Source organism: Mycobacterium sp., assembly GCF_035570115.1.
In the GTDB taxonomy this organism is placed as follows: Bacteria; Actinomycetota; Actinomycetes; order Mycobacteriales; family Mycobacteriaceae; genus Mycobacterium.
In genome coordinates this window covers 44491-69993 of sequence record NZ_DATMLH010000118.1, presented here as the reverse complement: position 1 = coordinate 69993, position 25503 = coordinate 44491, and the positions used below count along the sequence as shown (strand labels likewise).

Genomic DNA, 25503 nt, shown 5'->3' with positions numbered 1-25503 from the left:
GTGACTGATGGGGTTGGGGCTTCCGTCGCTGGCAGCCCAGGTGCCATCCGCGCGGCGGTCGCCGAACTGCTCGGCGTCGGCGCCGATACGGTCGACCCCGGCTGCAACCTCGTCAGCCAGGGTCTCGATTCGATTCGGATGATGGCGCTTGCGGGTCGATGGCGTCGCGAGGGTGTCGACGTCGACTTCGCCGCGCTGGCCGCCGCACCGACGATTGAGGCGTGGTCGCTGCTGGTGTCCGAAGGTCAGGTTGACGCTGCGAAACCGGTCAATGCGGCGACCGCGGCAGCCGGCACACCGGAGGACGCGTTTCCACTCGCTCCGATGCAGCATGCAATGTGGGTAGGGCGCCACGACAATCAACCGCTCGGCGGTGTGGCGGGGCATCTCTATGTCGAATTCGACGGCGAGGGAATCGATCCCGAGCCCCTGCGCCAGGCAGCCACTAAATTGGCAACGCGTCATCCGATGTTGCGGGTGCGGTTCTTGTCCGACGGGACCCAGCGGATCGATCCGGCTGAGGAAAGCGCGAGCTTCCCGGTCACCGTGCACGACCTGCGCGGCTACGCCGACGATGTCGTCAAGCAGCGGCTCACCGGGCTTCGGGAAGCCAAGTCACATCAGCAGCTCGACGGACAGGTGTTGGAGCTGACGCTCTGCCTGCTGCCCGGCGGAAGCTCGCGCCTGCATGTCGACCTGGACATGCAAGCCGGCGACGCGATGAGCTATCGCACCCTGATGGCCGACTTGGTGGCGCTCTACCAGGGTCGGCAGCTGCCCGAATTGGGCTACACCTACCGGGAATACCGCCAGGAGATAGTGCGGCGTGAATCCGGGCCGCAGCCCGCCCGCGACGCCGACCGGGACTGGTGGGCACAGCGCATTCCCGAACTCCCGGACCCGCCGAGGCTGCCGTCGTCGAGTCGAAAACACCTCTCCCGCAACAGCACTCGACGCTGGCAGTGGTTAGATCCCCGGACCCGGGATGCGTTGTTCGCGAACGCCCGGTCCCGCGGTGTCACTCCCGCGATGCTATTCGCAGCGGCGTTTGCGCACACTCTGGCATGCTGGTCGAGCACCTCGCGGTTTTTGCTGAACGTGCCGCTATTCGGCCGCGAGGCCCTGCACCCCGACGTGCACAGCCTGGTCGGCGACTTCACCTCGTCGCTGCAGGTCGACATCGACCTGACCGGCACCACCACCGCGGCGGCGCGGGCCCAAGTGGTGCAAGACGCGATGCGGACCGCGGCAGCGCACTCGAGTTATCCCGGCCTGTCAGTGCTGCGCGACCTCGCCCGCTACCGCGGCACCCAGGTACTGGCGCCGGTGGTGTTCACCAGTGCGCTGGGTTTGGGGGAGTTGTTCAGCGCTGACGTCACCGACACGTTTGGTACACCTAGCTGGATCATCTCGCAGGGCCCGCAGGTCTCGCTTGACGCACAAGTCACCGAATTCGACGGTGGCGTCCTGGTGAACTGGGACGTGCGGGAGGACGTCTTCCCGGCCGGTGTCATCGATGCCATGTTCGCTCACCACATCGACGAATTGTGGCGGCTGGCCTGTGCTGACGACTGGGACGCGCCGGACTCGGCGGCACTGCCGGCAGACCAGCGCGCGGTGCGTGATGCCGTCAACAGCCGCAGCACTGCCCCCAGCGGAGAGGCCTTGCACGACGGCTTCTTCCGCCGCGCTGAACAGCAGCCTGACGCGCCGGCGGTGTTCGCGAGTTCCGGTGACCTCACCTACGCGCAGCTGCGCGACCAAGCCTTGACGTTGGCTGCAGCGTTGCGTGCGAAGGGGGTTCGCGCCGGCGACACGGTCGCGGTGATGGGCCCCAAAACCGCCGAGCAGATCCCGGCCCTGCTGGGGATCCTGGCCGCGGGTGGTGTCTATCTGCCGATCGCTGTCGACCAGCCCCGCGACCGCGCGGAACGCATCCTGCACACCGGTCAGGTGAGTCTGGCCCTGGTCTGTGGCGGGCAGCGGCTCTCGCTACCGGTGCCCGGGCTGACAATTGCTGACGTGCTCCGCAACGCGCCCGTCGACGTTGAGATCCCGGCCGCGACAATCGATCCCGACGACCTCGCCTACGTGTTGTTCACGTCGGGCTCAACCGGCGAGCCCAAGGGTGTCGAGGTCGCGCATGACGCCGCGATGAACACCGTCGAATTCATCGGCCGGCACTTTGAGATCGGCGCCGCGGATCGCTGCTTGGCCTTGTCGACGCTGGAAGGCGACATCTCGGTGATGGATGTCTTCGTCACCTTGCGGACCGGTGGGGCGATCGTGGTGGTCGACGAGGCGCAGCGCCGCAATCCCGACACCTGGGCCCGGCTCATCGACGCCCACAAAGTTACTGTGCTGCATTTCATGCCGGGTTGGCTGGAGATGTTGGCCGAGGTCGGTGCGGGACGGCTGTCGTCGGTACGGGCAGTTCCCACCGGCGGTGATTGGGTGCGGCCCGAGGTGGCTCGGCGCCTGCGGGCCGATGCACCCAAGCTGCGTTTCGCCGGTCTGGGCGGTGCGACCGAAACCGCCGTGCACAACACCATTTTCGAGATGGATCAGTCAGGCGAGCTGCCGGCGGATTGGACCGCGTTGCCATATGGCACACCGCTTCCCAATAACGCCTGCCGGGTGGTCAACGACATGGGCGGTGATTGCCCCGACTGGGTGGTCGGCGAGCTGTGGGTCTCGGGACGCGGCATTGCGCGCGGCTACCGGGGACGTCCGGATCTCACCGCCGAGCGTTTCGTCGTGCACGATGGCCGGACCTGGTATCGCACCGGCGATCTGGCCCGGTACTGGCCGGACGGCACGCTGGAGTTCGCCGGACGCGCCGACCACCGTGTGAAAATCAGCGGGTACCGCGTCGAGCTCGGCGAGGTTGAAGCCGCGCTGCGGCAAGTACCCGGTGTGGCGATAGCTGTCGCGGCCGTGGTGTCGACGCCAGGCGGCGCCGACATTTTGGCCGCGGCGATCCGCGCTGACGACCCTCAGCTGACCGCCGAAGGCGTGCGGGAAGCCATGACCGAACTCGTTCCCGCGCACATGATCCCGCGTCACGTGTCACTGCGGGAGCACATCCCATTCACCCTCGGCGGCAAGATCGACCGACCGGCCGTCGGGGACCAGCTGGCTGCCTCCGTCACCGGTCTGGCCAGGCCCGGCCACCGGGCGCCATCGACACCGCTGCAATGCGCTCTTGCCGCGATCGTGGGCGACGTGCTCGGCGTGGAGGCGGTCGGGGCTGACGATGACTTCTTCGGCCTCGGCGGCGATTCGGTGCTGGCGACACAGGCCGTCGGTCGTATCCGGGCGTGGCTGGACGCGCCCGAGGTGATGGTCGCCGACATCTTCGCCGCCCGAACCATTACTGAACTTGCTGGCTTGCTCAGCCGTCGGGAACGCGGCCCTGGACGGCTCGATCAGGTTGCCGAACTATATCTGGAGGTTATCCACATGGAGGCTGACCACGTGATATCGGCGATCGCTGAAACCGAAACGGTGCAATGACTTTCAATAATCTGATAACAGTGTCGCCGACATTCGCACCCTGGATCAAACTGGTGCCGGGGCGCGACGGCACACAGTGCACCGGCGCCACCGTGGTGTTTCCGCACGCCGGGGCAGCCGCCGCGAGCTACCGCACGCTAGCGACCGCGCTGGCCGCGGGCGGCGACACCTACATCCTGCAGTATCCGCAGCGCGCAGAACGGCTCCGCGAACCCGCCCCGGAAACGGTCCACGACCTAGCCCTCGGCTTGTTCGAGGCCGGGGCCTGGAGTCGGGTAGCGCCACTGCGGCTTTTCGGGCATAGCATGGGCGCGGTCGTTGCCTTCGAGTTCGCCAGGATCGCCGAATCCCGCGACACCGCGGTGCAACGGCTCTGGGTGTCGGCCGGTCCGGCGCCGTGCGCCGTTGCCGGCATGCCGGAGTTGCCCACCAGCGACGACGGGCTGCTCGCCGATATCGCCGACCTGGGCGGCACAGATCCCGACCTGCTTGCCGACCACGAGTTCGCCGAGCTGATCACCACCGCGGTGCGGGCGGACTACCGAGCGATCAATCGGTACGAGTGTGCTCGCGGTATCCGCATTCGCGCCGACATTTGCGTCCTCGGCGCGCGCGACGACCACCGCGTCGACGCCGCTGCTTTGCGGCTCTGGGAAGAGCACACCGCCGGCGCGTTCGACCTGTCGCTGTACGACGGCGGACACTTCTACCTCAATGAGCACCTCGACGCCGTCGCCGCGCGGGTGAATGCCGATGTCTGACGACCGATTCACCGCCGCCGCCGAGCCGGTGGTGATCGTCGGCATGGCCGTGGAGGCGCCCGGGGGCATCGACACCGCCGAGGGTTACTGGGAACTGCTGTCCCACGGCCGCGAGGCGTTGGGTCCGTTTCCCACCGACCGTGGTTGGCGGGTTCGCGAGTTGCTGGCAGGGTCACGGCGCAGCGGTTTCAAGGAAATCCATGACTGTGGTGGATTTCTGACCGGTGCGACGACGTTCGACCCGGAGTTCTTCGGCATTTCGCCGCGTGAGGCAGTCGCGATGGACCCTCAGCAACGCGTCGCGCTTCGGGTGTCGTGGCGCGCACTGGAAAACAGCGGCATCAATCCCGACGACCTGGCCGGGCACGACGTGGGCTGCTTTGTCGGCGCCTCCGCCACCGGGTACGGGCCTGCGATGGCCGAGTTTTCCCGGCACAGTGGTCATCTGCTCGCAGGCACCGCGCTGAGCGTGATATCGGGGCGGATCGCCTACACACTAGGGTTGACCGGCCCGGCACTCACTGTGGACTCCTCGTGCGCGTCCGCGCTGGCGGCCTTTCACGTCGCCGTGCGCTCGCTGCAGAACGGCGACTGCGACTTGGCGTTGGCCGGCGGAGTCAACGTGCTGGGCTCGCCCGGGTTCTTCGTCGAATTCTCCAAACAACATGCGCTCTCCGACGACGGGCACTGCCGCCCTTATAGCGCACAGGCCAGCGGAACGGTCTGGGCCGAGGGAGCCGCGATGTTTGTGCTGCAACGCAAATCGTCGGCGCTGCGCGCTGGCCGGCACGTTGTGGCGGAGGTCCGCGCCAGCGCGGTCAACCAGGACGGCCGCAGCGCCGGGCTCAGCGCACCCAGCGGCGACGCGCAAATCCGGCTGTTCCGGCGCGCCATGACCCAGGCCGCGATCCGGCCTGAAGAGGTCGGGATGGTCGAGGGGCATGGCACGGGCACCAGGTTGGGCGACCGCACCGAACTGCAGTCGCTGGCACGAACTTATGGCGACACAGAACCCGGTGGCGGGGCTCTGTTGGGCTCGGTGAAATCCAACATCGGTCATGCGTTGGCGGCCGGCGGCGCACTCGGACTGGTCAAGGTTCTGGTTGCCGCCGAGCACGGTGCCGTACCGCCCACCTTGCACACAGCGGAGGCAAGTCATGAGATTGACTGGGAAAACCAGGGTTTGCGGCTCGCGCGGTCCCTGACACCATGGCCTGCGGTCGGCGGGCAACGGGTCGCGGCGACGTCGGCCTTCGGCATCGCCGGCACCAATGCGCACGTGATCGTCTCCCTGCCCGAGGCGGCGTGATGCCCGCGCAGCCGCTGCCCGATGGCCGTGTGCCGGTGCTGCTCTCGGCGCATGACGAAACCCTGATCGGTCAGGACGCCCGGGCGATCCTGGATTTTCTCGACCAGGCCGGCGAGGACGGCGATCCGGCGGCGGGTGTCGCGTCCACTCTTCTGCGTCTACGACGGGTACGCCGACACCGTGCGGTCGCGCGGGCCGCGGACCGCGCCGAACTAGTGGCCGGTCTGTCAGCGCTGGCCTGCGGCGAAGAGCACCCGCTGGTCACTCGGTCCTCGAAAAGCGCTGGCCTGCATGTCGCGTTCGTGTTCCCCGGCCAAGGCAACCAGTGGCCATCGATGGGTGCAGACGCTTACCAGCGACTTCCGGCGTACCGGGCAGAGGCCGACCGATGCGCCCAGGCGTTCGTCGATGCCGGGCTGCCCTCACCGCTGCCCTACCTCACGGGAGAGTCAGCGCAGAACTGGTCGCGCACCCAGATTCAGGGGGCGCAGTTCATCCATGCGTCGAGTTTGGCCGAGCAGTGGCGATTTCACGGAGTGTGTCCCGATATGTCCATTGGGCACAGCCTTGGTGAGGTTGCGGCGGCGTATGTGGCCGGCGCGATCACGCTGTCCGATGCGGTCGCCCTGGTCGGCGCGCGCGCCGCGGTCGTCGGGCGTTTGACGGGTCGATATGCCATGGCTGTGCTCGGTGTCGGCGTCGACGAGGCGGAGTCCGCGATCGGCCAAACACCCGGCTGGCTGGAAGTTTCGGCGGTCAACGGGCCGTCGTCCACGGTGGTGTCCGGTGATCACGACGCAGTGGTCGCCGCGACTCGACTGGCTCAGCAACAGGGTAGGTTCGCCCACCAGCTGTCCGTCGACTACCCGGGCCACACCAGCGCGCTACGACCGTTACGCACCGACCTGGCCGAGCTGCTACCCAAGTCTAGATTCCAGGACGGGCCGGTGAAATTCGTCGGCTCGACTTTCGGCGCCCAGGTCGGCAGCGACGTCGACTTCTGCCAATACTGGTATGAAAGTCTCTGTAGTACGGTGCGTTTCGACCAGGCCGTGGTCGCCGCTCAGAAGGACGGGGCCGACACGTTCGTCGAATTGTCCGCGCACCCTTCGTTGTTGTATCCACTTGCCGAACTGGTCGACGAAGAGTCGGCGGTAATCGTCGGGTCGGGGCATCGCGACGAGTCCATCACCGGGGTGCTGTCGGCCAGCGTCGCCACCGTCGCGGCCGCCGATCCCGGCTACCGCTGGGCCGATGCGATTCCTGGGGGCATCCGACCGGTGCTTCGAGGGTTCCCGAACGCACCGATGCGCGCGGTGCACCTGTGGGCTGCACCGCAACCCGTCGCCGACAATGCGCCCGACCCGGCCACTGCCCTGACCGTCGCCGCCGAGGATTGGCAACCATCGCGCTTACCGGCCATGGCGAGCCAGACGCGCTACACCATCGCACTCGCCGGCGATACCGCCGGGACGCTGGCGCGGCGGTTGGCCGATGCTGTTGTGGCACATCGCGGCTGCGACATTGTGCTCCCGAAAGAGGCGGAGATCGTCGCGGTGATCACCCCGGCGCTCGATCAGCGTGACGTGACGGCGGCCATCGAACAGATTGCCGGTCGGCCCGGCGTGGGACTGCCGGACTATGCCGCGATCATCGGCCCACGATGCCGAGCCGTCTGGCTGCTCACCGTCGGTGGCGAACGGGTTCAACCCGACGACGCCGAGGTTAAGCCTGCGCAGGCAGCGCTGGCCGCGATGCACCGCAGCGTTGGCTTCGAGTTCCCGGACCAGGCTTTCGGCAACCTGGACTTGCCGTCGCGCGATGTCGATGCCCCGGTTGCGGCGGCTGTCGTCGACGTGCTGCTCGGTGACGCCACCGTGGCGGCATTGCGCGCCGACGGGATCGACAGCTCGCCTCGCCGCTACATCCGGACATTCCGCGAGCGCCGCGACGTGTCCAGGCGACCGCTCGATGCAGCCGCGTTGGAGAATGTGGTGATCACCGGCGGTAGCGGTGCCATCGGCCTGCGGTATGCGCGGCGGTGCGTCGAAAGCGGGGCGCGCAGGGTGATCCTGTTGAGCCGCAACGGCTTGGACCCGGTGGTGCTGGGGCGGCTGGCGGAAAGCTGTAGCGCCGAGGTGCACGCTCCAACGTGCGATATCACTGATCGTGCCGAGTTGTCGGCCGTCGCCGCCGAGTATGCCGGTTCCGGCGCGTCGTTGCTGATCCATGCCGCGGGTATCGCGACGACTCGTCAGCACGCCGAGCTGACCGGTGCGGACATGGCGGCAGTCTGTGCGGCAAAGGTCGCGGGGCTGGCGATGATGGCCGATGTCTGGCCGTTGCGGGCGGAATGCCGAATCCTGGCCTGCTCGTCGGTCTTCGGGGTGTGGGGCGGTCACGGCCACGCCGCTTACGCGGCATCCAACCGGCTGCTCGACGTCTTGGCCGCGCAGTTGCGTGTCGAGGGGCTGGACTGCTGGGCGATTCGATGGGGATTGTGGCAGGACGCCGGCGTCGTCGAGGCCGGCGAGATCAGCCGCACCCAGCGCTCCGGTCTGATCGCGATGGAAGCCAACGCGGCGCTGGACGCCAGCCTGGGCCGGCACGGCGAAGATCCGCTGATCTTCGCTGCCGACTTCGACCGACTTCGGGTGTTTTTCCAGAGCCAGGGAACACCAATGCCATTCACCGCTGCGCTCAACGGCGACACCGCAGCCGGTGGTGACCACCTGAGCGCAAAGCCGCTCGCCGACGTTGTGCGCAGCGAGCTGGCCGCGACATTGCACATGGGTGACTCGCTGTCGGTTGACTCGAGCGCGTCGCTTGTGGATCTCGGCTTGGATTCGCTGTTGGCGCTCGATCTGCGCAGGCGACTGCGCCGGGCTGTGGGGCACTCGGCTCCGGTGGCGCAGATGCTTGGCGGCATCACCGTCAGTGAACTGATCGACGCGTTGGGCCTCGGCGCCGCCAGCGGGTCAGCGGTGCCGCGAACTCCAGAAAGGTTGGACTTCACGCGTGACTGACATCACGGGCTCCGACACGCTTGACGAACAGCGGCTGGAGTTGTTGCGGCGCAGGATCGCTGAGCGCGGCCTGGCCCGCCCCGCCACAACGACGGACTCGGCCTCGGATGTGGCAGGCCCGCAACGTCCGGCGATGTCGGATGGCCAGCGCCGAATGTGGTTCGTGCAGTCAGTCGACCCCGACAGCGCGCTGCTCAACATCTGTGTCTCGTATCGCCTGACCGGCAGTATCGAGATTGCCCGGTTGCGGCAGGCGGTGGGAGCCGTCGCGTTGCGGCACCCGGTGTTGCGTACCACCTACCGGACCGACAACGACGGCGATCCGCATCCGGTGACCCGTGACGATCTGCGACCTGGTTGGGCGGAGCACGATCTGTCGGGGCTCGCCGAGCAGCCCCGCCGGCTGAGGCTAGAAGTGCTGGCGCAGCGCCAGTTTCGGCAGCCGTTCGATTTGACGAAGGATTCGCCGCTGCGGGTCACCGCGGTGCGGCTGGGTGCCGACCAGGTGATGTTACTGCTCACCGCACACCATATTGCCTGGGATGACGGGTCCTGGGCACCGTTCTTCACCGATCTGACTCGCGCTTACACCGATCCCGCCAACACCGCGACCGCGCCGGCATCGGTGGCCCAGGCCTGCGACGCCGGAAATCTTAATGAAGACCTGGCCTATTGGCGCTCGCTGATTACCGATCTGCCGGAACCGCTTGAGCTTCCGGGCCGTAACGGTTCGGTGGTGCCGAGTACGTGGCGCGCGCAGCGCGCGATCACCCGGTTGCCGGCGGGTACCGTCGACCGCGCCGCCGCCCTCGCCAGGGAGACCGGGGCGACCCCGTACATGGTGTTGATGGCCGCGTTCGCCGCTCTGGTTCACCGCTACACCCACTCGACCGATTTCCTGGTCGCGGCCCCAGTACTGAATCGCGGCGCCGGTACCGAGAACGCGATCGGGTACTACGGCAATACCGTGGTGATGCGTATGCGGCCGCAGCCACGGCAGACATTCCGGCAACTCCTGAGCGAAACCCGCGACAGCGCAGTGGGCGCCCTGGCCCACTCGCGCGTCGACCTGGAATGGCTGGTGCGCGCCTCCAACCCCGACCGCAGACACGGCGCCGAGCGGATGACCCGGGTCAGCTTCGGACTGCGCGAGCACGACGGCGGCGGCTTCTGCCCGCCCGAAGTGCGATGCGAGCGCGCCGACTTGCGCGGTCACTTCAGCCAGTTGCCGCTGAGCCTGATGATCGAACTGGCTGACGCGGACGGCGGGGCACTGGTCGAAGCCGAGTACCTGGTCGAGGTGCTGGATCGCGGGCTGGTCGAGCAGCTGCTGCGGCACTATGCGGTGCTGCTGGACAACGCGCTGGCCCACCCCGATCTCACGCTGTCGGCATGCGGGCTGATGAGCGAGGCTGACGCCGAGTGGCTGCGCCGGGTGTCGTCTGGCGAAGACTTCGACAGTCCGGCTGCCACCTTGCCCGCGTTGGTCGCTCAGCGTGCGGCGCTGTCACCGGATGCTGTTGCCGTGGTGTACGACGGCCGCCAGTACAGCTATCGCGAGATCGACGAACAAGCAAATCGATTGGCGCACTGGCTGATCAAGCAAGGCATCGGCACCGAGGATCGCGTCGCGGTGCTGCTCGACAAGTCACCCGAGCTGGTCATCACGGCATTGGGCATTCTCAAGGCCGGAGCCGTCTACCTGCCGGTCGACCCGACCTATCCCGACGACCGGCTGGCATTCATCCTCGACGACGCAGCGGCCACATTGGTGCTGCGCGAACCGGTCGCCGGTTTGGCAGACTACCCGGCCTGCCTGCCCGAGTTGGTACGACCGCTGTGCCCCGACAACACCGCCTACCTGATCTACACCTCGGGTTCGACCGGTCTGCCCAAAGGCGTTCCGGTTCCGCACGCACCGATCGCCGAGTACTTCGTCTGGTTCGGCGACGAATATCGGGTCGACGAAACCGACCGGCTGCTGCAGGTGGCGTCGCCGAGCTTCGACGTGTCGATCGGTGAGATCTTTGGGACGTTGATTTGTGGTGCACGGCTGGTTATTCCGCGGCCAGACGGGCTGCGCGACATCGGATACCTGACCGAGCTATTGCGCCGCGAAAGTATTACCTCGATGCATTTCGTCCCGTCACTGCTGGGACTGTTCCTGTCGCTCCCGGGTGTCAACCAGTGGCGCACGCTGCGCCGGGTGCCCATTGGCGGCGAGCCATTGCCGGGGGAGATCGCCGACAAGTTCCACGCCACCTTCGATGCGCTGCTCTACAACTTCTACGGGCCGACCGAAACCGTGGTCAACGCCACCAGCTACCACGTTGAAGGCGCTCAGGGCACCCGGGTAGTGCCGATCGGCCGGCCCAAGATCAACACCCAGGTGTATCTGCTCGACGATGCGCTGCAGCCGGTTCCGGTGGGCGTCATCGGCGAAATCTACATCGGCGGAACACATGTCGCGCGCGGTTATCACCGCAGACCGGGCCTGACCGCCGAACGCTTCATCGCCGACCCATTCACCCGTGGCGGCCGGCTGTACCGATCTGGTGACCTGGCGCGGCGCAACGCGGACGGCGATATCGAGTTCGTCGGCCGCGCCGACGAGCAGGTGAAGATCCGGGGTTTCCGCATCGAGTTGGGCGAGGTCGGCGCCGCCATCTCGGTTGACCCCAGCGTCGGGCAGGCGGTCGTGGTGGCCACTGAACTGCCCGCCCTGCCGCATCTGGGCAAGTGTCTGGTGGGCTACCTGACTCCAGCCGACGGCGGCGCCCCCGACACGGTCGATCTCGAACGGATCCGCGCCAGGGTGGCGGCCGCGCTACCGGATTACATGACCCCGGCGGCCTACGTGGTGCTCGACGAGATCCCCATCACCGCGCACGGCAAGATCGACCGTGCGGCATTGCCCGAACCGCAGATCGTGGCTGCCAGCGAATACCGCGAACCCGCCACCGTGACCGAACGAAGGATCGCCGCGCTGTTTTCCGAGCAGCTCGGCCACGGCCGAGTGGGTGTCGACGACTCGTTCTTCGACCTGGGCGGGCATTCGCTGGTGGCCACCAAGCTCGTCACCGCCATCCGATCGGAATGCGGTGTCGAAGTTGGCATCCGGGACATCTTCGAGTTAGCCACGGTTGGCCGGCTCGCCGAGCGGGTCGACCAGTTGCGCAGTGGCCAGGTCACGCGATCGCGGCCCAAGCTGATCGCGACCTCCCACGACGAACCGCTGCGGCTGTCGGCTTCCCAACTGCGCACCTGGTTCGCATACCGGGTCGAGGGGCCCAGCCCCGTCAACAACATTCCCTTCGCGGCGAGGCTGACCGGACCGTGGGACGTCGAGGCACTGATCGCCGCCGTCGGTGACATCGTCGCCCGGCACGAAATCCTGCGCACCACTTATCTCGAAATCGACGGCGTCCCTTACCAGGTGCTCGCCCCGGTCAGCGACATCCCGGTCCGCCGTGCCACCGGCGACGGTGATGAATGGCTGCAATCTCAGCTGGATATCGAACGGCGGCATTGCTTTGAGCTGGACCACGAATTGCCATTTCGGGTCGCGCTGCTGCGTACCGCGAAGGCAACCCAAGACCAGGTGTTGTCGCTGGTGGTGCACCATATCGCGGCCGACCACTGGTCGGCCGGAGTGCTTTTCACCGATTTGATGACCGCCTACCGTGCACGCCGGGCCGGCGAGGCACCCTCGTGGGCGCCGCTGCGTGTGCAGTACGCGGACTATGCGGCGTGGCAGGGCGCACTGCTTTCAGACTCGTCCGGTCAGGAATCGCCGGTTGCCAGTGCGCAGCGCGACTATTGGATTCGGCAGCTGGAAGGGCTGCCGGAGGACACCGGGTTGCGGCCCGACTTTCCCCGGCCGCCAGTACCCAGCGGTGACGGGGAGGCGGTCGAATTCCGGGTCGGCGCCGCTACCCGCGCCAAGCTCGCCGAGCGGTGCCGCGAGCTGGGCATCACCGAGTTCATGCTGTTGCAGGCCGCCGTCGCGGTGGTGCTGCACAAGGCCGGCGGGGGCAGAGACATCCCGCTGGGCACGCCTGTCGCGGGCCGCACCGAAGCCGAATTAGACCAACTGGTCGGGTTTTTCGTGAACATCTTGGTGCTGCGCAACGACTTGCGCGGCAACCCGACGCTACGTGAGGTGTGCAATCGGGCCCGGGAAACGGCGCTGGCCGCCTACACACACCAAGACCTGCCGTTCGACCGCGTCGTCGACAGCGTCAGCCCGGTGCGTTCGCTGGCACGCAACCCGCTGTTCCAGGTTGTCGTGCACGTCCGCGACCATCTGCCCGCCACCCGGGTGATCGATCCGGCGCCACAAGGCGCGGGCGGTCAGGACACGGTGTGCACCACTTTGGACCCTCCCTTCGACATGGCGCACGCCGATCTGAGCGTCAACTTCTTCGGCACCGATGGTTCGGGGGACACCGGCTACGACGGCCAAATCATCTTCCGGACCGAGTTGTACCGCAGGTCGACGATCGAGCGGTTGGCCGGGTGGCTGGGTCAGGTCGTCAACGAGTTCGCCGACAACCTCGATCAGACCTTGCGTGACGTTGGCCTGATCGATGCCGAGGAGCAACACCGGATCCTGGACTCCTGGAGTCGTGGCGATCAGCCACCCCCCGGCCGGGCACGCACCATTCCGGAATTGCTGGAGCCCAGCCGGCAGTGGGGACCCGACCGGGTCGCAGTGCGTTGCGGCAGCGACGAAATCGATTACCCTTCGCTACACCGGCGTTCGGACAACCTGGCGGCGCTGCTCGCCGACCGCGGAGTGGGGCCGGGCTCGCTGGTCGGGCTGTCAACCCGACGCAGCATCGATCTGGTGGTGGCGTTGGTGGCCATCATGAAGGCGGGCGGTGCGTACTTCCCGATCGATCCCGGCTACCCCTCGGCCCGTAAGCAATTCATGCTCGACGACGCCGATCCGGGTGTCGTGGTGGCAACGGTCGAGGCGATCGACACGATGCCGCACGCCCCCGGAGTTCAACTTCTTTCGCTGGATGACCCGGACACCCTTGCGGCGGTGGAGAACTCGGGTGTTCTAGATCCGCAGACATTGCCGCCGCCGCATCCCGATGACCCGATGTTCCTGGTATTCACCTCGGGGTCCACCGGGAAGCCGAAGGGGACAGTCGGCACCCATCGGTCGATGGCGGCGCGGCTCGATTGGCAGCTGCGGCGTTACCCGCCCAAAGCCCCTGACATTCGGCTGGCGCAGGCCTCGATCACGTTCCTCGAGGGCGGTATGGAGTTGCTCGCCGGGCTGGCGGCGGGCGCAACCATGATCCTGGCCGACGATGCCGAGCACCGTAACCCCGAGGCACTGGGGGCGCTGATGCAACGTCACGCGGTCGCGCAGGTGACCGCGGTGCCCAGCTTGGTCTCCGCGCTGGTCGACAGCAGCCCCGGCGCGCTGCGTGCGCTGTCCCGGCTGGTTTGCGGCGGCGAACCGGTCAGCACGTCGCTGTTACAGCGGCTGATGACGGTGTGTGGCGACGGTGGGGGGGAAGGCCCCGACCTGCTGAACAATATCGGCTCAACCGAGACCTCCGGCGCGGTGGCACGAGGGCGGCTGGACTTGCCGATCCCGTTGGTTGGTAAGCCCTTACCGGGAGCGGACACGTATCTGCTCGATGACGGCTTGCGGCCGGTGCCGATCGGCGTGGTGGGCGAACTCTACTACGCCGGCGACCAATTGGCCCGGGGGTACTGGAAGCGACCCGGCTTGACCGCGTCAAGGTTTGTGCCCAATCCGTATGCCACCGAGCCCGGTACGCGGTTGTATCGCAGTGGCGACCTGGCCCGCTGGACCGAGGATGGCCAACTGGAGTTCGTCGGACGTGCCGACCACCAGGTCAAGGTGCGCGGCTTCCGAGTCGAGCTGGCCGAAGTCGAGGCCGCGCTGGCGGCGGCCGAGGGTGTCGGCGCAGCCGCGGCCCGCACCTGGGAAGTCCAGGGCAGCAGCACGCTGGCCGGATATGTGGTGCCGCATCAGCCGATCGCCGACGAGGCGCAGAAGGCGGCATTCGCGGGATCGGTGCGGGCAACGGTTGCTGCAACGCTGCCCGGATATATGGTGCCGTCGTCGCTGACCGTGCTCGATGCGCTGCCCAAAACCGACTCGGGCAAACTGAACCGGCCCGGGCTGCCGCCGCCGACGGTCAGCACCAGCGGCGAGACCGAGCCACCGCGCACCGACACCGAACGTGCGCTGGCCGCGGTGTTCGCCGAGCTACTGTCCACCGCGAAAGTCGGCCGCTTCGACGACTTCTTCACCCTCGGGGGTGACAGCATTCTGTCGGTGCAGTTGGCCGCGCGAGCACGGACCGCCGGCCTTGCGGTCAACCCGCGCATGGTGTTTGAGAACCCGACCGTACAGCAGTTGGCCGCTGCGCTAGATGCGTTGGACGACGACGGTGCTCTGATCGAGGGTGCCCTCGAGCCGACCGACGCCAGCTTCGAGCCGATGAGCACCTCCGGTCTGTCACCTGCCGATCTGGCTGCGGTGACTCGGCTTTGGGCAACGTCGCGCGATGGTGCGACATGACGGCCACCGGAACCGAAACCGACTCTCGTCCCGACATCGCACCCGATATCGAAGACGTCATGGCGCTGAGCCCCCTGCAAGAGGGCTTGTATTCGCTCACTGTGCTTTCTGCGCTGGCTGATTCTGTCGCAGACGATCCGTACGTGATCGGGATGGCCGCGGACATCTCCGGTGCGCTGGACGCCGACCTGCTCCGCGACTGTGCGGCAAAGATGTTGACGCGACACCCGAACCTGCGGGCCAGCTTCTTCAGCCAGGGGATTCCGCGGCCGGTGCAGATCGTGCCGTCACGTGTCGAGCTGCCGTGGAGACGCGTGGCCGCCGCACCCGAAGACGTCGAGACACTGGAGGCCGCGGAACGTCGACGGCCGTTTGATTTCGAACGCGCGGCGGCGATTCGCTTTCTCCTGATTGAATTGCCCGGCGCGCGATGGCGTTTGGTGATCACCGCCCACCACATCGTGATTGACGGGTGGTCGTTGCCGGTGTTCGTCAACGAGATGATGATCTTGTATCGGGCCGGTGGCGATCTCGAAGCGCTACCGGGGGCGCCGCGGCCATACCGCGATTACATCGGGTGGCTGGCGAACCGCGATCAAGCTGCAAGTCAGCAGATCTGGCGTCAACACCTGGCAGACCTGCCGGGTCCGACGCTGCTGTCGGCCGCCCTGGGCGGTACACCGTCAGGCTCCACCGGTCTTCCGCGGCGCACTGAACTGCGCATAGACCCCCAGGCCACCGCGGAGCTGGTCGACGGGGCCCGTGCGCGGGGTGTCACGGTCAACACGCTGCTGCAGATGGCCTGGGCGCTGGTGGTGTCGCGGTTAGCCGACCGCGACGACGTGGTGTTCGGGGTAACCGTGTCCGGCAGGCCGGCCGAGTTGGCCGGCGTCGAAACCATGATCGGGTTGTTCATCAACACCGTGCCGCTGCGAGTGCGGCTCGACGCGGCAGTCGCGGTCGGTGAGCAATGCCGATCCCTGCAGCGCGATGCGGCGATGCTGCGTGACCACGGCTACCTCGCACACGCGCAGCTGCGAGCACTGGGCGGTGTCGGCGAGATGTTCGACACCTTGCTGGTTTACGAGAATTTCCCGCTGGGCGGAATGGCAGCAGACGGCGAATTAAGTGGTGCCGGCGTGACATTCCGGCCCGCCGCGTTGGAGAGCCTGACGCATTTTCCGGTGGTGATCGCCGCCCATATGGCCGGCAGTGAACTAGTTGTGCAGGTGGAAGCGATCGACGGCGCACTGGGCGTGACGACCGCAGCGACACTGGGGCGCCGCGTGACTGCCACTGCCCAGCGGCTGCTGCAGAGCTGGGAGCGCCCGCTGGATGAGGTCAGCGTGCTGCTCGACGGCGAAGCTGCGCCCCTGCGGGGGGTTGCCTCAGCGACACCGCCTGTGCCGCTGAGCATTCACGGGCGGTTTGCCGCGATCGCGGAGCGGATGCCCGACAATCTCGCGGTCAGCTGGGCCGGTGGCACGCTGAGCTACCGCGAGCTGGATGCGTCGGCTGACAGATTGGCAAGCATGCTCGTCGGTATGCTGCCCCATCACCGAACCGGTGCCGAAAGCCCGGTCGCAATAAAGCTTTTGCGCGGTCCGCAGTACATCGTCGCGGTGCTCGCGGTGCTCAAGGCCGGTGCCGTTTGTGTTCCGCTGGAGCCCGGGATGCCCCCGGAGCGGGTGGATTCGATTCTGCGCCAATGCGGCGCGACAATCGTCGTTGACGAGCAGTTCCTCGACCAGTTCCGCAACGCATCGGTTGACTCGGACGGCGACTACCGCCCCGCCAACGTCCAGCCCGAGCAGGCCGCCTATGTCGTCTTCACATCCGGGACGACAGGAGAGCCCAAGGGTGTCATCGGTACTCACGCCGCGATCGGCGCATACGCCGACGATCATCTGGACCAGGTGCTGCGGCCCGCGGCCTCAAGGCTAGGTCGCCCGGTGCGCATCGCGCACGCTTGGTCGTTCGCATTCGACGCCGCCTGGCAGCCGTTGGTTGCGCTGCTCGACGGTCACGCAGTGCACGTCGTCGACGAGCACACCCAGACCGACGCCGAGGCGCTGGTTCGGGTTATCGCTGAGCACCGCGTCGACATGATCGACACCACCCCGTCGATGTTCGCCCAACTGACGGCATTTGGCTTGCTGAGCAAGGTTCCGCTGGCGGTACTGGCGCTGGGTGGCGAAGCGGTCGGTAGCGCGGCGTGGACGCTCATCCGCACCGAGTGCGCGCGTGCGTCGATGACGGCCTTCAACTGCTATGGGCCAACCGAGACCACGGTCGAGGCGGTGGTGGCCGCGATCGCCGAGCACGACGAACCATCGATCGGGCGACCGACCGGGCGCACCTGCGGCTACGTGCTGGATTCCGGATTGCGGCCGGTGCCATGCGGCGCAATAGGCGAGCTGTATCTGGCGGGCGCCCAGTTGACCCGGGGCTATTTGGGACGCCCCGCGGAGACCAGCCAGCGCTTCCTCGCCAATCCGTTCTCTGCGGCTCAACGGATGTATCGCACCGGCGACCTGGTGCGCCGCCAACCCGACGGCTCACTGCAGTACATCGGGCGCGCGGATTCCCAGGTGAAGATCCGTGGCCACCGCGTCGAACCCGGCGAGGTCGCCGCCGTGATCGAATCCCATCCGGGCATCCGGCGTGCGGGTGTGTTGGTCAGCGAACGGCAGGGCGTTGCGCGGCTGACCGCCTACGTGGCGGCAACCGATCCGGCGAGTATGCAGCCGTCCACCGCTGAGCTGCGCCTCATGTTGAACTCCCGGTTGCCGCGATACATGATCCCGCAGCGCATCGTCATCGTCGACGAAATCCCATTGACCCCCAACGGCAAACTGGATGAAAACGCCTTGGCCGCTGCGGATTCGGCTGCGGCGCCGAGTGGCGGTGAGTCCGAACCGGCGACGCCCACGGAATCGGCGTTCGCCGAGTTGCTCGCCGAGATGCTCAAGATTCCGCGCGTCGATGTCGATGCCGATCTGCTCGAGTTGGGGCTGGACAGTATCGCGGCGCTCTCGGTGGTGCAGGCCGCTCGCCGGCGCGGTATCGCGCTGCGCGCCCGATTGGTGTTGGAGTGCGGCAATATCCGGGAACTGGCGGCCGCGGTCGACTTTGAAACTGCCGGGTTCACACCCGATGTGAGGGCCGAGAGCGGCCCGATACCCCTGCTGGCCAATGCGCGTTGGCTCTACGAGTACGGCCAGCCCCGCAGGCTGGCCCAGGCCGAAGCGATCCGACTGCCGGAAGGCGTGACGGGGGAGCATCTCCGGACGGCGCTGGCGGCCATCGTCGACGGCCACGAGGTACTGCGCACCCGGTTGGACCGCGCCAGCATGACCCTGCTTCCGCACGCCGACGGCGACTTTCTCACCGAGGTCTCGGTGTCCGACGACCTGCAGGCCGCCGTCGGCGTGTCCACCGAGCGGGCGATAGACAGCCTCGACCCGGAACGCGGACGGCTGCTGGCGGCGGTGTGGTTGCGCCCGCCGCATGGTCAAAGCGTGCTGGTCCTGGCCGCTCACGTGTTGGCGATGGACCCGGTCTCGTGGCAGCTTGTTCTCGGCGAACTCGACGCCGCCCTGCATGCGCTCCTCGCCGGAAAGTTGCCAGCGCCGATTCGCGAGCACACCAGCTACCGACGTTGGACCCAGGCGCTGATCAGCCGTGCGGAATCCCTCGACAGCGAACTGTTTTGGGCATCGCAGCTCGCCGGCGACGATCCTGATCTGGGGGCGCGACGACTGAACCCGGACAGTGACCGCGCCGGCGATCTGCTGGTCCGAACGACCGTGCTCGATCCGGGCACAACCAGCCGGCTGCTGAAGTCGGGTGTGCCGATGCTCGAGCTGCTGATTGCCGCGTCAGCGCGGATGGTCACGCGGTGGCGCCAGCGCCGCGGTCAGCCGACCCCGCCACCGCTGCTCGCACTGGAGACCCATGGGCGCGCCGATACGCTGTTCGACGGCAATAGAGCACCCGACGGCGAACTCATCGACACCACCGAGACAGTCGGTCTGTTGAGCGCGATCTATCCCTGGCGTGTCGACACCGAGGACCCGCGGCAAGTGGCGCAACGATTGTCGGCAATTCCGGGGGACGGAATCGACTATGGGCTGCTTCGCCATCTGCGGCCCGACACCGCGGGTCGACTGGGCGCCTTGCCCGAACCGCAGCTGCTGCTCAATTACCTGGGCCGCGCTGATGTCGGTAATGCCAGCGGGCTCTGGCTCGATCGCGGCCTGCTGTCCGGGGTGTCGCCGGTACCCGAACCCGAGCTAGCGGTGCGCTACGAGCTGAGCATAGTGGCCACCGTGTTGGGAACCAGTGATCACCAGATCCTGGTGACGCAGTGGCGGGGGTTGCCTGACATTTTGGTCGAGTCGGATATTGCCGCGTTGCAAGCGCTTTGGACGCAAGTGCTCGAGGAGATGGTGACGTGACCACACTTGCGGTGCTTGGCGCCGGGGTCAAGGCGGTGGCCGTCGCCGCGAAGGCTTGCGTGCTCGGCCAGATGGGTGTCCACACACCCGAGGTGGTAGCCGTCGAGCGGATCGGGGTTGGCGCCAACTGGCAGTCCAGCGGGGGCTGGACCGACGGCGCGCAGCGGCTGGGGACGAGCCCGGAAAAGGACGTCGGCTTCCCGTACCGCTCGTCGCTGGTGCCTCGCCGCAACGCCGAACTCGACGAGCGGATGACGCGCTACAGCTGGCAGTCGTATTTGATCGCCACCGGTCAGTTCGCACCATGGATCGACCGCGGTCGACCGGCGCCCACCCACCGGCGGTGGAGCCAGTACCTGCGCTGGGTCGCCGAGCAGATCGACATGACAGTGGTTTACGGCGACGTCGAGCAGCTCGCCGTCGACGGTGACCGCTGGGCGCTACACACCAACGAAACCACCGTGCACGCAGACGGTTTGATGATCACCGGCCCTGGCCAAGCCGAACGTTCTTTGCTGCCCGGCAATCCGCGGGTGCTCTCGATCGCGCAGTTCTGGCATCGCGCCGGCCAGCACGAGCGGATCAGCGCTGAACGCGTCGCGGTCATCGGGGGCGGCGAGACCGCCGCGGCGATGCTCAACGAGCTTTTCCGACACCGGGTTTCGACCATCACCGTGATCTCGCCGCAGGTGACGCTGTTCACCCGCGGCGAGAGCTTCTTTGAGAACACGCTGTTCTCCGACCCCACCGACTGGACGGCGCTGACGCTGGACGAACGTCGGGATGCGATCGCCCGCACCGACCGTGGGGTGTTCTCTGCCAACGTGCAGGACGCCTTACTGGCCGACGACCGCATCCGTCATCTGCGCGGACGGGTTGCTCATGCAGTGGGTCGCGACGAGCAGATCCGGTTGACGCTGTCGACCAACCGGGGCAGCGAAAACCTGGAAACGGTGCACGGATTCGACTTGGTCATCGACGGATCCGGTGCCGACCCGCTGTGGTTCACCACGCTGTTCAGCCAGGACGCACTCGACCTGCTCGAGCTGGGGTTGGGTGGCCCGCTGAGCGGGGATCGCCTGCAGGAGGCCATCGGGCACGACCTCGCCGTCACCGATGTTGCCCCCAAGCTGTTCTTGCCCAACCTCGCCGGCCTCAACCAGGGTCCCGGATTCCCCAACCTCAGCTGTCTGGGACTGCTGTCCGACCGGGTGCTAGGCGCCGAACTGGGCCCCCGTACCGACCCCTCGACCAGGAGAGACGATGAGCACCAATCCCTTCGATGACGAAGCCGGCACCTTTTTGGTGGTGGTCAACGACGAAGACCAACACAGCCTGTGGCCGGCGTACGCCGATGTTCCGGCGGGCTGGCGGAAGGTCTTCGGTGAAGCCAGTCGTGCGGAGTGCCTGGCCTATGTCGAGGAGCACTGGACCGACATCCGGCCCAAAAGCCTCCGCGAGGCGATGGACCGCTAATGGCACGCGGATTCCAGGGGGCGATGCTGCGGGGCTTCGGCGCTCGCGACCACACCGCAACCGTCATCGAAACCGTCCGGATCGCACCGCATTTCATCCGAATATGGATGCAATCACCGACCTTGTTCGACGATGTGCAGGCCGAACCCGCGGCGTGGCTGCGGTTCTGGTTTCCCGACCCCGACGGGTCGAGCGCTGAGTTCCAGCGCGCATACACGATCTCCGAAGCCGACGTCTCCGCCGGCCGCTTCGCGATCGACGTCGTGCTGCACGACGCGGCCGGTCCGGCGTCGTTGTGGGCGCGCACCGTCGCGCCCGGCGCGGCGATCGCCGTGATGTCGCTGATGGGCTCGTCGCGCTTCGACATTCCCGACGAGCAGCCCGCCGGATACCTGTTGATCGGCGACTCGGCGTCGATACCCGGGATCAACGGAATCATCGGGGTCGTTCCGGATGACGTCCCGATCGAGATGTATCTGGAGCAACACGACGACAACGACACACTGATCCCGCTCGCGGCACATCCCCGACTGCGCGTGCACTGGGTTGGCCGTCGCGACGAGAAATCACTCGCCGCGGCGATCGAAAATCGGGACTGGTCGGACTGGTACGCGTGGGCGACACCGGAGGCCACGACACTCAAGCACATCCGAACGCGGCTGCGCGACGAGTTCGGTTTTCCCAAGTCCGAGATACACGCCCAGGCCTACTGGAGCGCCGGGCGTGCGATGGGCACCCGCCGCGGCGACGAGACGGATACCGCCACCGTCGTGGCGCAGCCTGGCAACGAACCGGAAGGCGCTGGAGCACAGCCAGAATCGGCTGATGCATCAGCTGCGGCGCCTGCCCGTGGCAGTTGGCGCGCCCAGGCCGCCGGCCGGTTGCTCGCGCCCTTGCGTTCAGCGCTGATCGCCTCGGGTGTGCTGCAGGTAGTTATAACGCTGCTGCAGCTGGCGCCATTCGTGCTGCTGGTCGAATTGGCGCGGCAACTCGCGGGCGGTGCCGAGGCGGCACGGTTGCGGGAGATCGGAATCGCCGCCGTCGCGCTACTCGGATTCGGCACCGTGCTCGGTGCCGCGCTGACACTGTGGCTGCACGTCATCGACGCCCGGTTCGCCAGCGACCTGCGCTCACGGCTGTTGAGCAAGCTGTCTCGATTGCCGTTGGGCTGGTTCACCGCCCGCGGTTCGGGGTCGATCAAGCAGCTGGTGGCCGACGACACACTATCGTTGCATTACCTGGTCACCCACGCCATCCCGGACGCGGTTGCCGCGCTTGTTGCCCCGGTGGCGGTGCTGGTCTACCTGTTCGTCGTGGACTGGCGGGTAGCGCTGGTGTTGTTCGTGCCCGTGGTGGTCTATCTGCTCTTGACGTCGTCGATCACGATTCAGTCCGGGCCGCGCATCCCTCAATCGCAGCGCTGGGCCGAGAAGATGAACGGCGAGGCGGGCGCCTACCTCGAGGGGCAGCCGGTGATCCGTGTCTTCGGCGGTGCCGCCGCTTCGAGCTTCCGGCGCCGCCTGGACGAATACATCCGATTCCTGGTCGACTGGCAACGTCCGCTGGCCGGCAAGAAGACCTTGATGGATCTGGCCACCCGTCCCGCGACTTTCCTGTGGCTCATCGCCGTCACCGGCACTCTGCTGGTCGTCGCGAACCGGATGAATCCGGTGAACCTGTTGCCGTTCCTGTTGCTGGGCACCACATTCGGTGCGCGGTTGCTCAACATCGCCTATGGGCTCGGCGGCATCCGCGCCGGGATGTTGGCCGCCCGGCGCCTGCAGATCACCCTCGACGAACCGGAACTCTCCGTGCGTGAACAGCCGGGTGACGCGTCTGATGGCGACGCGTCTGCGACCGTCGTGTTCGACCACGTGAGCTTCGGCTACCGCCCCGACGTACCAGTGATCAAGGATGTCTCGCTGACGCTGCGGCCGGGCACGGTTACTGCCCTCGTCGGCCCGTCAGGATCCGGAAAGTCGACGTTGGCCGCGCTACTGGCTCGATTCCATGATGTTCAGCACGGCACGATACGCGTTGGCGGACAAGATATCCGGTCAATGACGGCCGACGAGCTCTACACGCGAGTCGGTTTCGTCTTGCAGGAAACGCAGCTCGTGCACGGCACCGTCACCGAGAACATCGCGCTGGCCGTCCCGGATGCCACTGCCGCCCAGGTCCAGGCCGCCGCCCGCGAGGCGCAAATCCACGATCGCATCATGCGATTGCCGCAGGGCTACGACACCGTGCTGGGTGCGAGCACCGGACTCTCGGGCGGAGAGCGGCAACGGCTCACCATCGCCCGTGCCATCCTCGCCGACACCGGCGTCCTCATCCTCGACGAGGCCACGGCGTTTGCCGATCCAGAATCGGAATACCTTGTCCAGCAGGCGCTCAACCGGTTGACCCGAGAGCGCACCGTGTTGGTGATCGCTCATCGGCTGCACACCGTTACCGGAGCCGACCAGATCGTGGTGCTCGACCACGGCCGGATCGCCGAGCGTGGCACCCACCGGGAGTTGCTCGACGCGGATGGACGCTATCGAAGGTTGTGGGATAGCGGCCATCGCGCCTCGCTGACTGTGACAGCAGCTCAGGAGGCGACGCGATGATCCGCACCTGGTTGCGCCTGGTCCCGGGCGATCGCCGGGGCGAGGTGGTCGCGTATGTCGTGCTGGCATTGGTCTCCGTGGTCGTGCGGGCGATCGCCACCGTGCTGTTGGTTCCCCTGGTGACCGCGTTGTTCAGCGACGCGCCGCAACGCGCGCTGGTGTGGCTGGGCTGGCTCACCGCGGCGACGGTGGCCGGATGGGTGATCGACACCGCGACCGCGCGGATCGGTTTCAATCTGGGCTTCGCCGTGCTCGACCACACCCAGCACGACGTGGCGGACCGACTTCCGGATGTGCGACTGGATTGGTTCAGCGCCGACCACACCGCGACGGCACGGCAAGCGATCGCCGCAACGGGTCCTCAACTCGTCGGACTCGTGGTCAACCTGTTGACGCCGCTGGTCACCGCGGTCCTGCTGCCGGCGGCCATCGCGCTGGCCCTGGTGCCGGTCTCCTGGCAGCTCGGCCTGGCCGCGATGGGTGGCCTGCCACTGCTGTTGGGAGCGCTGTGGGCGTCGGTACGGCTTGCGCGTCGCGCCGATGCTGCGGCCGGTGAAGCCAACAGCGCGCTCACCGAACGGATTATCGAGTTCGCCAGAACTCAGCAGGCGTTGCGGGCCGCGCGGCGTGTCGAACCGGCTCGGAGTCTGGTCGGCGACGCGCTGGCCGCGCAGCACGGTGCGACGATGCGGCTACTGGGCATGCAGATCCCGGGCCAGCTGCTGTTCAGCATCGCCAGCCAGCTGGCTCTCATCCTGCTTGCCGGTGCGACCACCGCGCTGACGGTAACGCACACGCTCAGCGTGCCGGCGGCGATCGCCCTGATCGTCGTGATCGCCCGCTATCTGGAGCCTTTCACCACCATCAGCGAGCTGGCGCCGGCCTTGGAGAGCACTCGCGCAACGCTCGACCGCATTCGTGCCGTGCTCACCGCACCGGTCATGGAAGCCGGAACCGACACGCTGCGGGCCGATGCCGCCTCACCACGAATCGAGTTCGAAGACGTCGCGTTCAGCTACGACGGCGCAACCGCGCCGGTGCTCTCTCGCGTGAGTTTCACCCTGCAGCCCGGAACGACGACAGCGATAGTCGGGCCGTCCGGGTCGGGCAAGAGCACCATCTTGGCGCTGATCGCCGGCCTGCACCAACCGACCCGCGGCCGTGTGCTGGTCGACGGCGTCGACGCCGCGACACTCGATGCCGAAACTCGGCGCGCGACAAGCAGCGTGGTGTTTCAGCATCCCTACCTGTTCCACGGGACGATTCGCGAGAACGTGTACGCCGGCGATCCCGCCGCCACCGACGATCAGTTCACCCGGGCTGTCGCGCTGGCGCGGGTCGACGAGCTCACCGACAGGTTGCCCGAGGGTGTCGAGGCGACCGTCGGCGAGGCCGGTTCCGCCCTGTCGGGTGGTGAACGGCAACGGGTCAGCATCGCTCGCGCTCTGCTCAAACCCGCGCCGATACTGCTGGTCGACGAGGCGACCAGCGCGCTGGACACCGAGAACGAGGCCGCCGTGGTCGACGCGCTGACCGCGGATCCGCAATCGCGCACCCGGGTGATCGTCGCCCATCGCCTGGCGAGCCTTCGTCATGCCGACCGGGTTCTTTTTCTCGACAACGGCCGGGTGGTGGAGGACGGTCCGGTCGACGGGTTGCTCAGCGCGGGCGGACGGTTCGACGAATTCTGGCGGCAGCAGCAGGACGCCGCCGAGTGGCGAATCCACGCCGGCGAGTTATGACGGTTCCGTCGCGGACCCAGCGGGTAT

The 25503-nt window shown here is 67.1% G+C and carries 10 protein-coding genes; all 10 read left to right on the top strand.

Annotated elements, in window-relative coordinates; translation table 11 throughout:
• From VNW74_RS11135 to VNW74_RS11090, 10 genes are read left to right on the top strand one after another with little or no spacing between them, the layout of a single operon-like run.
• Positions 1 to 3516 (top strand): amino acid adenylation domain-containing protein, encoded by a 3516-nt coding sequence (locus VNW74_RS11135; protein ID WP_325676690.1) that lies wholly within the window; start codon positions 1 to 3, stop codon positions 3514 to 3516.
• Positions 3513 to 4277 carry a thioesterase II family protein gene (locus VNW74_RS11130; RefSeq protein WP_325676688.1) on the top strand — a complete coding sequence of 255 codons (765 nt, stop codon included), beginning with the start codon at positions 3513 to 3515 and terminating at the stop codon, positions 4275 to 4277. Before VNW74_RS11135 ends, VNW74_RS11130 begins: the two co-directional genes overlap by 4 nt.
• Entirely contained in the window at positions 4264 to 5586 is a 1323-nt protein-coding gene (locus VNW74_RS11125) for a polyketide synthase (protein WP_414686655.1), read from the top strand. The genes VNW74_RS11130 and VNW74_RS11125 overlap by 14 nt, the downstream gene beginning before the upstream one ends.
• On the top strand, positions 5586 to 8612 hold the full coding sequence (gene mbtD / locus VNW74_RS11120; protein ID WP_325676684.1) for a mycobactin polyketide synthase MbtD: 3027 nt from the start codon (positions 5586 to 5588) through the stop codon (positions 8610 to 8612). Before VNW74_RS11125 ends, mbtD begins: the two co-directional genes overlap by 1 nt.
• On the top strand, positions 8605 to 15186 hold the full coding sequence (locus VNW74_RS11115) for a non-ribosomal peptide synthetase (protein ID WP_325676682.1): 6582 nt from the start codon (positions 8605 to 8607) through the stop codon (positions 15184 to 15186). Before mbtD ends, VNW74_RS11115 begins: the two co-directional genes overlap by 8 nt.
• Positions 15183 to 19646, top strand: coding sequence for an amino acid adenylation domain-containing protein (locus tag VNW74_RS11110; protein WP_325676680.1), 4464 nt, complete (start codon positions 15183 to 15185; stop codon positions 19644 to 19646). Before VNW74_RS11115 ends, VNW74_RS11110 begins: the two co-directional genes overlap by 4 nt.
• Positions 19643 to 20932, top strand: coding sequence for an NADPH-dependent L-lysine N(6)-monooxygenase MbtG (mbtG, locus tag VNW74_RS11105; protein WP_325676678.1), 1290 nt, complete (start codon positions 19643 to 19645; stop codon positions 20930 to 20932). The genes VNW74_RS11110 and mbtG overlap by 4 nt, the downstream gene beginning before the upstream one ends.
• Positions 20910 to 21122, top strand: a complete 213-nt coding sequence (locus VNW74_RS11100) for an MbtH family protein (RefSeq protein WP_325676676.1) — start codon at positions 20910 to 20912, stop codon at positions 21120 to 21122. The genes mbtG and VNW74_RS11100 overlap by 23 nt, the downstream gene beginning before the upstream one ends.
• On the top strand, positions 21122 to 23734 hold the full coding sequence (locus tag VNW74_RS11095) for an ABC transporter ATP-binding protein/permease (protein ID WP_325676674.1): 2613 nt from the start codon (positions 21122 to 21124) through the stop codon (positions 23732 to 23734). The genes VNW74_RS11100 and VNW74_RS11095 overlap by 1 nt, the downstream gene beginning before the upstream one ends.
• On the top strand, positions 23731 to 25476 hold the full coding sequence (locus VNW74_RS11090; protein ID WP_325676672.1) for an ABC transporter ATP-binding protein: 1746 nt from the start codon (positions 23731 to 23733) through the stop codon (positions 25474 to 25476). Before VNW74_RS11095 ends, VNW74_RS11090 begins: the two co-directional genes overlap by 4 nt.
• Positions 25477 to 25503 lie beyond the last annotated feature (27 nt).

Excerpts from the sequence above, each read along its gene's own strand:
- VNW74_RS11130 (WP_325676688.1), top strand. The coding sequence starts at position 3,513 with ATGACTTTCAATAATCTGATAACAGTGTCGCCGACATTCGCACCCTGG.
- VNW74_RS11125 (WP_414686655.1), top strand. The coding sequence starts at position 4,264 with ATGCCGATGTCTGACGACCGATTCACCGCCGCCGCCGAGCCGGTGGTG.
- mbtD (WP_325676684.1), top strand. The coding sequence starts at position 5,586 with ATGCCCGCGCAGCCGCTGCCCGATGGCCGTGTGCCGGTGCTGCTCTCG.
- VNW74_RS11110 (WP_325676680.1), top strand. The coding sequence starts at position 15,183 with ATGACGGCCACCGGAACCGAAACCGACTCTCGTCCCGACATCGCACCC.
- VNW74_RS11100 (WP_325676676.1), top strand. The coding sequence starts at position 20,910 with ATGAGCACCAATCCCTTCGATGACGAAGCCGGCACCTTTTTGGTGGTG.
- VNW74_RS11095 (WP_325676674.1), top strand. The coding sequence starts at position 21,122 with ATGGCACGCGGATTCCAGGGGGCGATGCTGCGGGGCTTCGGCGCTCGC.
- VNW74_RS11090 (WP_325676672.1), top strand. The coding sequence starts at position 23,731 with ATGATCCGCACCTGGTTGCGCCTGGTCCCGGGCGATCGCCGGGGCGAG.